The sequence below is a fragment of the Limnospira platensis NIES-39 genome, from assembly GCF_026000695.1.
In the GTDB taxonomy this organism is placed as follows: domain Bacteria; phylum Cyanobacteriota; class Cyanobacteriia; order Cyanobacteriales; family Microcoleaceae; genus Limnospira; species Limnospira platensis.
On sequence record NZ_AP026945.1, the window covers coordinates 6,329,263 to 6,344,112 of the forward strand.

Below are 14,850 nucleotides of genomic sequence, written 5' to 3' on the forward strand. Positions count from 1 at the left end.
TCTTAAATAGCCTGAATCTATGTTATTTAAATCTTGAAAAATGCAAGAACTTGCGATCGCTTTTTTTAATGGCATCAGTATCGGTTCCGTCTTACTCCTCGCCGCTTTAGGACTCTCAATCACCTTTGGATTAATGGGGGTAATTAATCTCGCCCACGGGGAGTTAATGATGCTGGGTGCTTATGCCACCTTTGTCGTGCAGAATATGTTTAGACCCCTGGGAGAACCCCTGTTTAATTTCTATATATTCTTGGCTATTCCCGTTGCCTTCATTGTCGCCGCTTTAGTCGGATTATTATTAGAAAGAGGCGTGATTCGATACCTATATGGGCGACCCTTAGAAACCTTATTAGCCACCTGGGGGGTTAGTCTAATTTTACGCCAATTTGTCCGTAGTGTCAACTGGCAAATGGTAATCGGTTTGGGCTTATTTTCCCTCTTGTTTTTTGGGGGCTTATTCTTCGTTAAGCGTCGCCAGGACTGGGAGAAAATTCGCAAGTGGGCGAGGGCAGTTTTGTTAGTCTTATCTATCGGAATTTCTACAACTGCTAGTATTCTGATGGGTAACTTAGCAGGGCAAGTTTTGACCAGACCCTGGTTTAGCGCCCGAAATGTCGATGTGACCGCCCCCGCTTGGTTACGAGGAGGGTTCGCCCTAGGGAATTTTCAAGTTCCTTATGCGCGGGTATTTATTATTATTCTGGGGTTGGTATGTTTGGGGTTGATTTACCTATTTCTTAATCGCTCTAATTGGGGTTTAAGGATTAGGTCAGTAACTCAAAATCGCCAAATGAGTGCTTGTTTGGGTATCCCTACAGACCAGGTTGATGCTTTGACATTTGCTATGGGTTCGGGACTGGCTGGGGTGGCAGGTTGTGCGATTACTTTATTGGGTTCAGTCGGACCGAATACCGGACAAAATTATATCGTTGATACCTTTATGGTCGTGGTAGTTGGTGGGGTGGGAAATTTGCTGGGGACGGTGTTAGCCGCTTTAGCTATAGGCAGCTTAATTTATTTGATTGGTTCGGGAACATTGGCGTTCTTATTATCCTCTGTGGATGTTCTACAGCCTGTGGTCGATTTCTTGAGTTTCTTTGCCACAACCAGTATGTCTAAGGTGTTAGTCTTTGCGCTAATTATTGCCTTTTTGCAAATTAAACCTGCTGGCATTTTCCCGCCTAAAGGCAGAACTGCTGAGTTGTAGATGGGGATTTGCGAACACTTGAAAAATCAACATTTTATCCATGGTTAATTAAGGTTAATTGGGTCATATATATGAATCAGGAAATCGGTAGGATCGCCCAACAAAAACAGAAGCAACAACAGCGACTCATTGAAATTGTGGTAATTATAGCGATCGCCATTATTTTAGGTGTGATTATGCCTTTAGCTTTGCCAGTCTTCAGATTAAAGCTATTGGGGCGTTTCTTATCCCTATGTATTGTCGCCCTCGGGATTGATTTAATCTGGGGATATACAGGACTGCTAAGTTTAGGACATGGCATCTTTTTTAGCCTGGGAGGATACGCCCTAGCCATGTATTTACAGTTACAGCTTCCAGAAGGTCAAATTCCCGACTTTTTTATGCTGTATGGAGTCGAAAACCTTCCCTGGTTTTGGGAACCATTTTATTCGTTTCCGTTTACCCTAGTTGCCATCTTTTTAATTCCCGGTATCGTGGCGGCAATCTTGGGATATTTGGTATTTCGTAACCGCATTAAAGGGGTTTACTTTTCCATCCTCACTCAGGCGGCTTTGCTGGTATTTTTTCATCTGTTTAACGGTCAACAAAAATATATTAACGGCACCAATGGACTCAAAACAGATACCACTATGATTTTTGGGACTCAGGCGGGTTCCCCCGCCGCCCAACTGGTATTTTATGAATTGTCGATTCTGTTGATGATCTTAATTTATTTACTGTGTCGGTGGCTGACCAGTGGGAGGTTTGGGCGTTTATTAGTAGCCATTCGAGACGATGAAAATCGGGTGAGATTTTCTGGCTATGACCCCACCGGGTTTAAGGTTTTGGTCTTTGCGATTTCGGGGGCGATCGCCGGAATTTCTGGAGCATTATATACTGTTCAAAGTGGTATTATCACCCCTAGTTTTATGGAGGTAGCCTTTTCTATTGAAATGGTGATTTGGGTAGCCGTTGGCGGTAGGGCTACCCTGGTTGGGGCGATTTTGGGAACTGTATTAGTGCGCCTCGGTCAAACCTTCCTCAGTGAACAATTCCCCCAAGTTTGGCTATTTTTTCAAGGGGCATTATTCTTAATTGTGGTGACAGTTCTCCCTAGTGGTATAGTGGGATGGTTACGAACAGATGGTTGGGAATATATGCGATCGCTCTTAGGTTTACGACAGCCTATCATGACCTATCCTCAACTAGAAGAAGACCCCGAATTGCAATTAGAACGCGAAGAACTTGAGAGTTAATATTGAGTTGATTAATTGACTGGTCATGAATATCTTAGAAATCGAAAATGTTACCGTAAATTTTGATGGTTTTAAAGCCCTCAATAACCTTAACTTTAGCATGAAAACTGGGGAATTGCGGGTAATTATCGGCCCTAATGGTGCGGGAAAAACTACCTTTTTAGATACCATCACCGGAAAAGTGCAACCTACCCAAGGACAAGTTATATTTAAGGGTCGGAATTTAGGCAATATCCCGGAATATAAAATCGCTCGGCTAGGAATTGGTCGCAAGTTTCAGACTCCCAGAGTTTATCTAAATTTGACCGTAGCCGAAAACTTGGATCTGGTGGTTAATCAAAATAAAAATGTGTTTCCTACCCTATTTCGTCGCCCTATTTCTGGAGAAAAACGAACCGTGGCGGGACTGTTGGAAACGGTGGGTTTAGCAGCCAAAGCCGAATTAAAAGCCGAATTTTTAGCCCACGGTGAAAAGCAGCGCCTAGAAATTGGTATGCTAGTGGCGCAGTCCCCCGATTTATTATTAGTTGATGAACCGGTGGCGGGACTAACTGATGAGGAAACGGAAAACGTCGGTAATTTATTGTTAGCCTTAGCGGAAAGTCACTCAATTATTGTGATTGAACATGACATGGAATTTGTCCGACAAATAGCGCGTCAGGTGACAGTATTACACCAGGGCTCAGTTTTGTTTGAGGGAAATATGGATCAGGTGCAAAATGACCCCAGAGTGATTGAGGTTTATTTAGGAAAGGAGGAGTAAGTAAAATGACATCAACTCAAGCCGATATCCAACCCCATATCATCCCATCAAACCTCATGTTACAGGTTTCTGGTGTGAATGTTTATTACGGAGAAAGCCACATTTTACGGGATGTTGATTTAAGTGTTCCGGTGGGGGAGATGGTTTGTCTAATTGGTCGTAATGGTGTGGGAAAAACTACCTTATTAAAAACCATCATGGGACTACTCAAACCTCGCACCGGACAGGTGAAATTTGCGGATGTTCCCATTACCCAAATTCCCACCCACAAACGGGCTAAATTAGGCATTGGTTATGTTCCCCAAGGGCGAGAAATTATCCCCCGCGTCACGGTGCAGGAAAATCTCCTGTTAGGCTTGGAAGCCTCTGGGAAAGCCGGGAGAGGTAAAAGAGAAATACCAGAGGATATTTTTGATTTATTCCCAGTGTTAAAAACTATGCTGTCTCGTATGGGGGGAGACCTTAGCGGTGGTCAGCAGCAACAATTAGCGATCGCCAGGGCGTTAATGGGAAAGCCGCGTCTATTAGTCTTAGATGAACCCACAGAGGGCATTCAACCTTCAATTATCCTAGAAATTGAAGCAGCGGTGCGGCGGATTATTGAAACTAGGGGAATTTCTGTGTTATTGGTGGAACAGCATTTACACTTTGTCCGCCAAGCCGATCGCTATTATGCCATGCAAAAAGGCGGAATAGTTGCCTCTGGCTTAACTGAAGATCTCAGTCGGGAAGTCATTAAAGAGTTTTTGGCGGTCTAAATGCTACCACTAATCATCTGACGTATTTCTAAGGCGGTTGCTGGGGCTAATAACACCCCGTTGCGGTAGTGTCCCGTAGCGAGTAGGACATTAGCAAAACCCGCCAAAGGACCGATAACCGGGGCGGGTCTACCTTCTGGACGAGGCCTTAACCCATGCCATTGGTGGATAATTTCCCCTTGGGCGAGGGCGGGACAAATAGCGATCGCCCCTTGGAGAATAGAATCAAGTTGTTGTGGTTGCCCTTGGACTTCCCCGCTGGGGTCTGGAAATTCCACCGTTGCACCCACCCAATATTCAGCACCCCCCAAAGGTACAATATGCACATCATCCCCAGTAATCACAGGTTGAGGATGATTACCCCCCAAAGGTTCACCACAGCGCAATTTGAGGGCTTGTCCGAGGACGGGTTTAATTGTTACCCCAGAGGGCATAGATTGGCTCTGGAGTAGGGGTGTACTCCCCAAACCCGCTGCCACCACCACCCAGTCAGCCGGAAGGCTTCCAGAGGCAGTATTTAGGCGCTGACAGAGTTTCTGACCATGACCCAACTGGGTAATTTCCCAGCCCTCGACATTAACACCAAAGTTAAATTTAGCCCCATTTTTTTGGGCGGCGGCTACTAGGGCTTTAGTTATAGTTGTGGGGTTCACTTGACGATCGCTTGGGGAATATATCGCCCCCGTGACTCGCTCACAATTAATCTGGGGATAATGCGATCGCACAGTTGGCTGATCCATTAACTCCAGGTGAAAACCTTGTTCACGGCGGATAGTAGCTAATTCTTGCCAACGATGCCAATTTTCCCCCTCAAACCCTAACATCAAAATCCCTTGGCGGTTAAAAGGAATGGCATACCCATTACAGGCTTCCAATTCAGGAATTAGGGTTTCATAGCGTGCCATACTCTCGCGCCGTAAAGCCCAAGCCCGCCCCTTGGTTTTGTGACTAATGACCCCCATTAATACCCCCAAAGCGGCGGCGGTTGACTGGGTAGCGGGTGGATGACGATCTACCACCGTGACGGTTAACCCCGACACCAGACTAAGTTCGTAGGCGATCGCCGCCCCGATAATGCCACACCCGACAATCACAACCCTAGTCATAAGCCACGCGCCTCGCCTTCCCTAACTGCCTATTCCCTAAACTTGGGGAAATTTGCTCAAAAACAAATCTAGGTCTTTCAGGGCTTCCTGATAGCTGATAGCCGCCTGTTGGCGATCGGCTTTAGCCGCCGCCTCACTCATATCCTGTAAATGCTCAAACACCTCGCGGGACAATTTGCGGGCTTCTGGTTGTTCATTGGGAAGTAGGTTCCGAACTACATAGTTCATTTCCTGAAGTACAGTACCAAAGGGACCGTGGGCAAAATTATCGATATTGATCCAGTCACCCTTTTGGATATAACTAACCAGTTCTGTGGTGGAGCGATCGCGTATAGCCACGATATTAGATTTATACTCCTGGATTTTTTCAAGCTGAATACTGCTATAGCTGGGAGGTTCCACCGCCACAGGAGAACTGCAACCTACCACGAAGGCGGTTACAAATGCCAAAACACAAGCCAAAATTGAACGATAACGCTTCATAACCAAAATTGTTTTTTTGAAATCTGCTCCGATTTGCACAAAGCGCAAACGGTTTAACAAACCATTGTTGCAGAAAACATCTACCACAGCTTATTGAATTGATAAATTAGGCTAAACAGAAGGGAAAGCTACCCTTTGGGTCGGAATTGCTTTTCTACCAAACTGGCTATGGTATCTCTGGGCATTAACCGTGGTAAGTTGACAATAATCTGATTAGGGATACCTCCCGTCACCAGGGTAGAGTCTTTTTTGTCTAAGGTAGAGAGGGTTTCCTTCACCACTTCGGCGGCGCTGGCATAATTGTTACCAGAGCCTTTCATGGACTGGGGAAATTCGGCATTTTCAAAAAAATTCGATTCTGTCGGGCCAGGACAAAGGCATAAAATCCGCACCCCTGTATCCTGATTTTCCGCCCATATAGCCTGACTAAAGTTGACCACAAAGGCTTTCGTGGCAGAGTATACAGACATATAGGGTAGGGCTTGATATCCGGCGATCGATGATACATTGACGATCGCCCCAAAGCTGCGGGCTTTCATCACCCCCAGGAATAGATGGGTCAACTCTACCAGGACGGTAACATTGAGTTGCACCATTGCCAATTGTTTAGCGAGCGATCGCTCATCCAAAGGTCCATAGTCCCCAAACCCCGCATTATTTACCAACAGATCCACCGTCTCCGGTCCCCCCTCCACCTGGTCAAAGATTACCTGTCCCGCGCCCGCTTCCGTCAGGTCTTGGCTGATTACCTGGACTTTTACCCCGTATTGGGATTGTAACTCCGAGGCCAACTTTTCTAATTTATCTTGCGATCGGGCTACCAAAACCAGATCGCTATTTTGGCGGGCTATTTGTCTAGCAAACTCTTCCCCAATACCGAATGAAGCCCCAGTTACTAACGCTTTTTTGATTTGCATGATGTGATCTCAAAATATTACCGTTGGCGCAAAATGCCAAAAACACAAGTATACCCATGCAAAAATGTAGCATTTCCCACGGGTCCGATTTCACCATTACAGAAAAATCCCGTTAGGGGTATTTTAAAATACTCCCGAAATAGATTCGAGTCAAAATCTGGCTGGCCATAAAGATTTTCTCCCCGTCCCAAACAGGAAAACATCAGCGCCCCTTCCTTAGCTACTTCTGTAGTAGCTTCTGTCAGCTTCTGGTGGCGAGTTAGTAACCCTTTCAAGTCTTCCGCAGAAGTGCGACTATCGCGCAAATGAAACTGAATGCGTTGTCCCGGTCTAACGCGATCGCCTATAGCCATAGCCCCCACTCTGGGGTCAACTCCCATCAAATTACGAATTAAAAAATCCCCCGATTCTAAATTGGCTTTAAACTCATCGCGCGCCACACCCACAAACAACGAATTTTGAGCCAGTTGTCGGTCTTCTTCCCCCAGTTCCGCGATCAATTCCTGTAGTGCTTCTAAAGGCGCGACTTCGTCGCCACAGTTAATATTCAGACCATCAGTTTCCGAACATTTCTGCACCGTTAAGATAATATTTCTTTCCCCTTCACTCACCCGATAAGGCTCCCCAATGGGACGACATCCCTGAGCCACAATAGTTTCTAAGACAATATTTCCCGTTAAGGCCACTCCCACAGCTTCAGCAGAGTACATCTCGCCCTTACAAAATACAGCCGTCGCCCGACCCATCATCCCAGAACTAGCTAATCCTCCCACCTTCGGCGATTCTGGATAGGCATAATCTAACCCTTGTAGGAGATCATTAATCTTCCCATAAAACGGGTCAATCAACACAATAAATTGAGGGTCATTTTGGGGATGAACCCCAATCAATTCTACCCAGTCCTCTGGGGGGTTATCTAAATCAGGTAGATCATTGGTAGTTAGATGAAAAGGACAAATATCAACCCCCGGAAGATGGGCTAAACATAAGCCTAATGCGGGTTTACCCTCGATTTCTTTTACCTGTGTTTCCGTCTGCATACCAACTATACCGCCACCTGTACAGCCAATTAGCACCCGCACCGAAAGCTGTTCCGCTAATAATGGCATGAGTCTGGGATAATCACTGCTAAACGCCGAAGATATAAACACCAAACCTAGATCCGGCGACGATTTCAGCGATTCTTGACATTTTTTAACTACCTCCGTCACTGCTGCTTCCAAGGATGGACGAGTGGAAATCGCGCTGACCCACTCCATGGGTCCTGTTGTATTTATCATTATCCTAAAGTTGCTATCACTTGATTTATGGTGGGTTACGAGAAATATTAAAAGATTACTTCCGATTTTGGGTTGACGCTTTCGAGTGATCTATTACAAACTATGGGCAGCCTAAATTTATCTGATGCAGGGAACTATCTCAATCATTGCCTGCTATCATAGTTGATTGGGTCAGGCTTTTGGTAAAATTTGTAAGATTGGACAAGAGGTTATATGAACAACGACATTAACGAAATCATCGAAAAAGAACGGGAAGAAGCCCGTAACGTCTGCGATACTCAAGGGGGAACCTCCCCAGAGTGCGCGGCGGCTTGGGATGCTGTAGAAGAAGTTCAGGCGGCGGCGGCTCACAAAAAGCAAAAACCCCAGAAAAGCTCTTTTGAGGTTTATTGTGACAATAACCCAGAAGCCGCAGAGTGCCGGCTTTACGACGATTAACTGCCCCTGGTTTACCTAACTCCCCTAGCCTTGGCTAAATCGCCATGCTAGGGGGCATACCTGACCCATAATGGGTCATATTTTTTCGGTTTTGGGAAAACTGACCGAAATGGTCTTGGGTCGCTCCTGCACGGTCTCAGCACTCTCTATCAAAATATAATGTTAAACCCCATCATATCCATAGCTGCTACTCCGTCAAGTCTGGAGACTTGGGTTTGGATGGATTACAGACTCGCGGTTATATTTACGGTTATCCTTCCCCTAATTTTACTTATTTGGGCTCTGGTGGAAAAGCTGGAGGTTATCACTCACCTGTTGATTATCTATTGGCGGGTCGCTAGTCTGTTGATGATTACCCTTTATCTGATGATCGCTGCTATCCCCATAGGTTTTATTTGTGCGATCGCTTCTCGTATCCTCATCCCAGTTAGTTTATGGTTTTGGGTCGATCTCAACGAAGAAATCGAGGATATGCAGCCTTCCCCCTTAAAATTGACCCTCACCAGTTGGCGATGGGCGATTACTGTTTATAATGCGATCGGGGCCCTCATTTTTCTGCCTTCCCTTCGCTGCGCTTTTTTCAGCGCTGAGAATTTATTGGCTGACCCCGGCTGTAGAATTTGGCTTGACCCCCCTTGGATGTATAAACAGATTTTTCATCCTGGTTGGAATCCCCCATTTTTGGGCTTTTTGGCAATTGTCGGCCTCTTAATTTATGTCGGATGTTTTGCCTATTTTGTTGTCATTCGTCTCGGAAGACAGGGACGTTCGGCTACCGGAAATTAGTCTCATGCAAGATACCTTAGAAAATTACACCAAAAATCATCCTGGGGAAGTTTTGCTCGTGCGGGTCTCAGTTGACGGAGAATTAGATGAAATTGCCATTTTTAAGGGTTTTTCTAGTTCTCTCATGCGACCTACTGCTTTTGACCCTGATATTCCCGTTTTACCTGACCATGCCCAAATTTTGGAGATAGATCGCCTCCTGAGTCCCTATGACCCCGCCAATCCTAAATATATTCAACGAGGATTGACTTGGGATACAATGCAAAGCCTACTCTAGCCACTTTTTCCCACTTCCATGATCACCCCGCACCATCACCTTGTTATAATTGGATGATCGAGCAGGCAATCAGGGGCTATGCAAAATCAACCTTCCATTAAACAAGCTAGGCTGGGTGATCCAGAGGCGATCGCATCCGTCATTCAACACCTACTCCCCCTTGAGGATACCACCGTTTACACCCAGCTCAAAAATGATTATCTCGAAATCACCCTAGAGTCTCCAACACTTCCTCATCAAGATTATTCCGTTGATTTAGTTAAACAAATTATTAGTAAAATTCAGCCTCAAAATATTACCAACATTGTAGTTCAAGGTCGAGAATTAGCGCAATTTCACCCCGCCTGGACTCAATGTATTGACATCACTCAAACCCCCCCTCATAAACCACCTAAGCCAGCAGCATATCCCTTTAAATGGCCCCGATGGTTCCCTTATCCTAGTTCCTGGTTAAGGACAACTGGCTTATTTTTATGGGCTTTTCTGGTCTTGACTATTTTCGCGCGCTTTGGGGGTTTTTGGAGTTCTTTTATCTATGACATATCAAATAATCATCACCTAGCATTATTTATTTTAGCCAGTAGCTTAATTTCAGCAATTGCCGTTTTTTCATATAGCCATCATTTCATAAAATCCGCTTTGAAAAAACCTCGCAAATTCTCCAAATATCCAGGTTCACAAAGTATTTGGGAAGGCATACTAGCTGTAATTATCTTATGTATAGCTACATTAGTCTTTTTGATAGTTGTTGTGCCTTTTTATCCTGACCAATGTTACAGTTACAGCTCTTATTGTCATCTCAGATATTGGGAATCAGCCCAATTAGTAGTTAGTTCAGGTATGTTGATTTCCTTTATTTCAACCCTGTATTTATATCAGGCAGAATTCTTAATTAGAAAGCACATTTCTCGCCAACAAATATTAAAATTTGCCTCCATTGCCGCCGTTTCATGTACCCTTATTATTAGCTTGAACATAAGTTATAGGAACTTAGAATACATCAAATTTATAGTCAACAATATTGTCACAAATTCCCAAAGCCTAATCGCTACCACAACCCAACAAACAACAGAACCCCTAATTAATTCCGAACCCCCACCAGCAGCACAGATAGAATCATCCCCAGAACCCCCACCAGCAGCACAGATAGAATCATCCCCAGAACCCCCACCAGCAGCACAGATAGAATCATCCCCAGAACCCCCACCAGCAGCACAGATAGAATCATCCCCAGAACCCCCACCAGAAGCAGAGATAGAGCCACCCACAGAACCCCTAGTTAATTCAGATCCCTTTGCTGAAGCCGTCCGCAAAGCCACAGAAGCAGCTAATTTGACCCAAACTGCTCAATCACAACAAGACTGGGAAACCATCAGCAAAAATTGGCAACTCGCCAGCCAACTCATGCAGCAAGTCCCCTTTAATGACCCTAATTATCTAACTGCTCAAGATCGGGCTGTTCTCTATTACAATAACTACAATTATAGCCAGACCATGGCAACTAAAGCCACCAGATGATTGATAAGAAAAGGCGATATCATGTAGGGGCGCGCCTCCGCTGTCAATTATATTTGCCAACCAGAAGATTAATAAACCCGCCCTCACCCACCATTATCAATTATATTTGCCAACCAGAAGATTAATAAACCCGCCCTCACCCACCATTATCAATTATATTTCCATACAGTAGGCGGGTTGATTGATGTTAGTTAACCCGCCCCTATGGGACTATTTACCCTTTTGTTGATTTTTCGCCTGTTCTAAGGCGATTTCTTTCATGGCTTGGAATGAATTAGAATTAGAGGAACCTTCGATCGCCTTAACCGCTAAATCTTGAACTTGCTTGAGGGCTGAGTCTAGTTGTTTAGAGATGCTTTGAATGCGATTTTCTTGATTGCTAATCGTTTCGCTGAGGGATTTAACTCGCAGTTCGTAGAACTGTTTTTGACCTTCCACTTCTTTACCCCATAAATCAGCCTTAATTTTGGCTTGATAATTGCCGATATTCCGCCCCATTTCCTTGCCTTTTTTAATGGCATCTTCCAGGTTTTTCTCAAATTCTGCCACCTTGGTTTTAACTTCTAAATGTTCTTGTTCCCGTTGAGCGATCGCTGTTTCTGTTTCTAACCATTCTTGCTGCTTTTCCTGTTGAAATTCCTCAAGCTGTTTGTAAAGTTCAGCCTGATTTTGTTGATATTGTTCTTGGTCTAAGTCTCGCTCAAGTTGCAGGTTATATTGATAAGTATCCTGGTCGCGCTCCCGGTTTTTAGTCTCCGTCTGATTGCGTTCTTTAACTAACTGTTGATGTTCTTCTTTTTCCTTCTTCCAGGTGGCTTGTTGTCGTTCCCATTCCAGTTCTAAAGTCTCGCGGCGATCGCTTAATTCCTGCTCAAATTCTTTAAAACTCTGATGATACTGCTGAATCAAAACATCTAAAGTATCATCACTTATTGACTCAATATTATGCAATTCTAGCAAATGCTGTTCCGCCTCTGCTACCCCATTTTGTAATTCTTGTAGTCGGGTAGCTTCTGACGTTAACTGGTCTGATAATTCACTAATTACCCCCCCAAAACTTGACTGAAGTATAGTTAAATTATCTAGGGTAGATTGCAATTTTGACTTATTGGACTTAGGCGGTTGTGCCGGTGGTGTAACCGTCTTAACTGCTGTAGCTGCTGGGGGTGGCGGTGGTGGCGACGGTGGCGCGGCGGCGGGGGATTTACTAGCCTCTGCTTTCAGGGATTCCTGTTCTTTTTGCAGTTCATGATAGGCTGCTAAAATTTCCGCTTTGGTGTTGCGATCGCTGATTTTTGCCATGATAATTATTCTCCGATTTTTCCTAGTTAAATTTTCCCGAAATTATTGATTGTTACGATTACTAGAAAACGCCCTCATTGCCAAATCTTGAGCCTGTTTCATGGTTTCCTGCAATTGTGCCGACAAATTCGTGATTTGTTCATTTTGTCGCTCAATAGTTGCTTCTAATGATGCCACTTGCAATTGATATCCCTGTTGATTAGATTCCCATTCCTTAGCCAACAGATCCGCCTTAACTTTTGCCTCGCGAGTAGCTTCTTGAATCGCCTCTTCTTTCGCTTTATTTAAAGCCTGTTTTAACTCTTCCTCAAAGGTAGCCACCCGTTGGCGATCGCTCTCAAATTTCGCCTGTTCCGCATTCAAAACTTTTTCCCTTTCTCGCCAATTTTTCTCATTTTCTTTAGTAGTTTCCTCAATTTCACGTTCTAAGCGACGCTTCGCCTCCTCATATTGATCAGTTTCAATTTGTCGCTGGCGCTGTAAATTATAATTATAATCCTCCACTTCCTGCTGACGATGTTTAGCCATATTTTCTTGATATTCAGCCGCAGCCGCTTCCCAGTCCTCTTCATCTTTTTCCCATAACTTCCGTTCCCTAGCCATCTCTTTTTCCAGGCTTTCTTGACCTTGGCTCGCTTGTGTCTCTAGCAAGTTCATCTTTTCTTGATGTTCTTGGGTTAAAAGATGCAAAACATCAGCCACCACCCGGATTTTCTGGAGTTCCTCCAGTTGCTGAGATTGAATACTAATGCCGCGTTTAATAGCATCTAATTTAGCAGATTCGGTTTCTAGTTTTTCCGAAAGTTCCGTGATTACACCACTAAAATCTAGCTGTAAATCTGCTAATCCTTTCACCAAGCTATCAACCGTATAAGTCGCCGCCTGTTCCAGAACCTGTTTCCGTTTTTCCCGTTCGGCTTGTTCTTCTTTGGTCGCTACCTTGGAAACTATATTTTGGCGATCGCTAATAATTTTAGAGAACGCCGCCATAATTTGAGACTGGGTTTCTAAAGATGCTAATTTGCTCATGATTTGACCTCGCTCATTTTAGATTCATAAAATCACCCGAAAATTGCCAACTTAACCCTCGTGGTTATCGACAAATCTCCGGATTTTAGCGATACTTTGATCTGAGTTTTTGGGCTGCTCACTTATAGCGGGTTGCTCAGGGTTTAAAGTTGCTAAAATGGCTCGACAATTCGGGCAGCGATTACCTTCCCATCAATAGCAACCATCAATTAATCCCATTAGCAAAGACTTCAAACGTTGATTTTCTTCGAGAACAGCCTGATAGTTTGTCTGAATGGATTTTACCACAAAACTAATATGTTGCAAATCATCAGATAGACTAGAGATATCTTCTAGGGTATGATTTCGGAGGCGATCGCTTAAACTCAAGTTTTGCAGCAGTTGACGTTCCCACAAATCCTTTCGCGTTAACCGGACTACATTTTTCATCAGATATCCTCTAAATTTTCACTTCCTAACCCTCCCCTCGGTCAGGGGAGAGTTAAGCTATCAATCCGATTCAATCCCTAAGACACTGCTACCGGAATTTGTTGATCATTAGCCGGAGGTAACATCATCTCATTGTCGCGATCTGAGGGGGAATGAGCCGCCATCAAACAAGCCACTTCATGAGGTGACAAATTATCCAAACAGATCATTTGTCGGGTTCCTTCCAAGTCAATCATACGGGACAGGTTAGCCCCATCAGCTAAAACCGCCGCCGCCTGTTCTAAAATCGACCAATCACTACGTTCGACCCAAGACCACTTTAAACTATAGTAATTAATCGGCTTTACCACTCCATTTTCATCAGGTTTCTGACCAGAATGGCGGACAAATTCCGGCACAAAAATCCCCATAGCGGGTTCTACACCTTGGCTTTGTACAGAAGCCACCAAGCGGTTAAAATCACTGAGAGAGCGACTTTTAATATAGGTGACCAGTACAACACCTTGGGGAAGTTCTCCCGATTCAGCCACAAACCAAATTTGTCCCCATAATGTGTTGTTAGTTTGCCCTAAACTGCCAAAAAATTTGCTAAATTTGATAATCGTCATCGAGCATTTAGAGCCATATTCTTCATCTCCAATCATCCATTTTCCCGATTGGCAATTATTGCGGACAGCGATAGGCATTTCCGGCACTAAAATCGCTTCTTTGTGCTTACTTCCAAATACAGAAATTGTGGGTTTTTCGTTGGTTTTATTCATGGTTTATTTAGGTTGTGAAAATTTGGATAAAATCAGCGTTTAGCGAATCACAGAAACTGTCTTTTCCGGTTCAGGATAAGTAGATAATGGTTGGGGTTGTGCTTTCAAAATCTTTAGGACAGCGATCAGTTTCTCTAAGGTCTCCGTGTGAGCCGCTGTAAAGTGAATGCTAAATCCTGTACCGTCGCGCGTATAACCAGGACAGACTAGGGACGCTGAACCTAGTTCCTCATGGGTGGCAATATACAGCCAGTCGCGATCATTGAGTTGGTAATGGGTATCAGTCCAAGTCCTAAGCATGGGATCTGTCCTCCGGTTCGCCATTTGACCCAACATCTGGGAGCCTTTTACTCTACATCTAGGGCATGATGTGGTTGAATTGACAGTTGAGCGCTATCAGTAGAGCCTAAAGGGTTGATGCTTTGTTCAACTAAATCTATACTAACAAGTGTTGATGGTTTCGTCAAGTGGCAAGTTGAAATTTTATCAAAAATCATGGGTCTAAAACCCCGCCCTAGAAGGGCTGCTTTCACTTAGCCAAGCATTTTGTGCTATGGTGAA

General features: G+C 44.4%; 17 protein-coding genes. 8 read left to right on the top strand and 9 right to left on the bottom strand.

The window, feature by feature from the left end:
* Positions 1-40: 40 nt before the first annotated feature.
* The 4 genes from N39L_RS31060 to urtE all read left to right on the top strand — a co-directional run bounded on the left by N39L_RS31060 (position 41) and on the right by urtE (position 3,963).
* Positions 41-1,207 (top strand): ABC transporter permease subunit, encoded by a 1,167-nt coding sequence (locus N39L_RS31060; protein WP_014277338.1) that lies wholly within the window; start codon positions 41-43, stop codon positions 1,205-1,207.
* 71 nt (positions 1,208-1,278) lie between these two features.
* Entirely contained in the window at positions 1,279-2,442 is a 1,164-nt protein-coding gene (urtC, locus tag N39L_RS31065) for an urea ABC transporter permease subunit UrtC (protein ID WP_014277339.1), read from the top strand.
* A gap of 25 nt (positions 2,443-2,467) precedes the next feature.
* Positions 2,468-3,205 (top strand): urea ABC transporter ATP-binding protein UrtD, encoded by a 738-nt coding sequence (gene urtD, locus N39L_RS31070; protein ID WP_006618032.1) that lies wholly within the window; start codon positions 2,468-2,470, stop codon positions 3,203-3,205.
* Positions 3,206-3,210: 5 nt separating this feature from the next.
* Entirely contained in the window at positions 3,211-3,963 is a 753-nt protein-coding gene (gene urtE, locus N39L_RS31075) for an urea ABC transporter ATP-binding subunit UrtE (RefSeq protein WP_014277340.1), read from the top strand.
* Here the strand turns inward: urtE and N39L_RS31080 are convergent.
* Genes N39L_RS31080 through N39L_RS31095 form a run of 4 tightly spaced genes read right to left on the bottom strand, consistent with a single transcriptional unit; the run spans position 3,960 to position 7,728 of the window.
* Positions 3,960-5,069: an NAD(P)/FAD-dependent oxidoreductase gene (locus tag N39L_RS31080; protein WP_014277341.1), complete on the bottom strand. Its 1,110-nt coding sequence runs from the start codon at positions 5,067-5,069 to the stop codon at positions 3,960-3,962. The two genes, urtE and N39L_RS31080, sit on opposite strands and share 4 nt — an antisense overlap.
* 36 nt (positions 5,070-5,105) lie before the next feature.
* Positions 5,106-5,639: a photosystem II protein PsbQ gene (gene psbQ / locus N39L_RS31085; protein ID WP_231852042.1), complete on the bottom strand. Its 534-nt coding sequence runs from the start codon at positions 5,637-5,639 to the stop codon at positions 5,106-5,108.
* Between the two features lie 41 nt (positions 5,640-5,680).
* Complete coding sequence (locus N39L_RS31090) at positions 5,681-6,469, bottom strand: SDR family NAD(P)-dependent oxidoreductase (RefSeq protein ID WP_014277343.1); 789 nt, start codon at positions 6,467-6,469, stop codon at positions 5,681-5,683.
* 17 nt (positions 6,470-6,486) lie between these two features.
* The gene (locus N39L_RS31095; protein WP_006618037.1) at positions 6,487-7,728 is read right to left on the bottom strand and encodes an FIST signal transduction protein; all 1,242 of its coding nucleotides are present in this window, start codon (positions 7,726-7,728) and stop codon (positions 6,487-6,489) included.
* A gap of 234 nt (positions 7,729-7,962) precedes the next feature.
* Between N39L_RS31095 and N39L_RS31100 the strand changes: the two genes are divergently transcribed.
* The 4 genes from N39L_RS31100 (at position 7,963) to N39L_RS31115 (ending at position 10,768) form a co-directional block, all read left to right on the top strand.
* On the top strand, positions 7,963-8,187 hold the full coding sequence (locus tag N39L_RS31100) for a Calvin cycle protein CP12 (protein WP_006618038.1): 225 nt from the start codon (positions 7,963-7,965) through the stop codon (positions 8,185-8,187).
* A gap of 219 nt (positions 8,188-8,406) precedes the next feature.
* Complete coding sequence (locus N39L_RS31105) at positions 8,407-8,973, top strand: DUF3177 family protein (RefSeq protein ID WP_006618039.1); 567 nt, start codon at positions 8,407-8,409, stop codon at positions 8,971-8,973.
* A gap of 4 nt (positions 8,974-8,977) precedes the next feature.
* Positions 8,978-9,250 carry a DUF7734 family protein gene (locus tag N39L_RS31110; protein WP_006618040.1) on the top strand — a complete coding sequence of 91 codons (273 nt, stop codon included), beginning with the start codon at positions 8,978-8,980 and terminating at the stop codon, positions 9,248-9,250.
* Positions 9,251-9,328: 78 nt separating this feature from the next.
* Entirely contained in the window at positions 9,329-10,768 is a 1,440-nt protein-coding gene (locus N39L_RS31115) for a hypothetical protein (RefSeq protein ID WP_014277345.1), read from the top strand.
* Between the two features lie 210 nt (positions 10,769-10,978).
* Here the strand turns inward: N39L_RS31115 and N39L_RS31120 are convergent, their stop codons facing one another.
* From N39L_RS31120 to N39L_RS31140, 5 genes are all read right to left on the bottom strand, one after another.
* Positions 10,979-12,070, bottom strand: coding sequence for a coiled-coil domain-containing protein (locus N39L_RS31120; protein ID WP_014277346.1), 1,092 nt, complete (start codon positions 12,068-12,070; stop codon positions 10,979-10,981).
* Positions 12,071-12,112: 42 nt separating this feature from the next.
* Positions 12,113-13,099, bottom strand: coding sequence for a coiled-coil domain-containing protein (locus N39L_RS31125; protein ID WP_014277347.1), 987 nt, complete (start codon positions 13,097-13,099; stop codon positions 12,113-12,115).
* 192 nt (positions 13,100-13,291) lie between these two features.
* A complete protein-coding gene (locus tag N39L_RS31130; RefSeq protein ID WP_006616310.1) occupies positions 13,292-13,528 on the bottom strand; it encodes a hypothetical protein in 237 nt (78 codons plus the stop codon).
* Between the two features lie 77 nt (positions 13,529-13,605).
* Positions 13,606-14,289 (bottom strand): hypothetical protein, encoded by a 684-nt coding sequence (locus N39L_RS31135; protein ID WP_014277348.1) that lies wholly within the window; start codon positions 14,287-14,289, stop codon positions 13,606-13,608.
* A gap of 39 nt (positions 14,290-14,328) precedes the next feature.
* A complete protein-coding gene (locus N39L_RS31140) occupies positions 14,329-14,589 on the bottom strand; it encodes a hypothetical protein (protein WP_014277349.1) in 261 nt (86 codons plus the stop codon).
* Positions 14,590-14,850 lie beyond the last annotated feature (261 nt).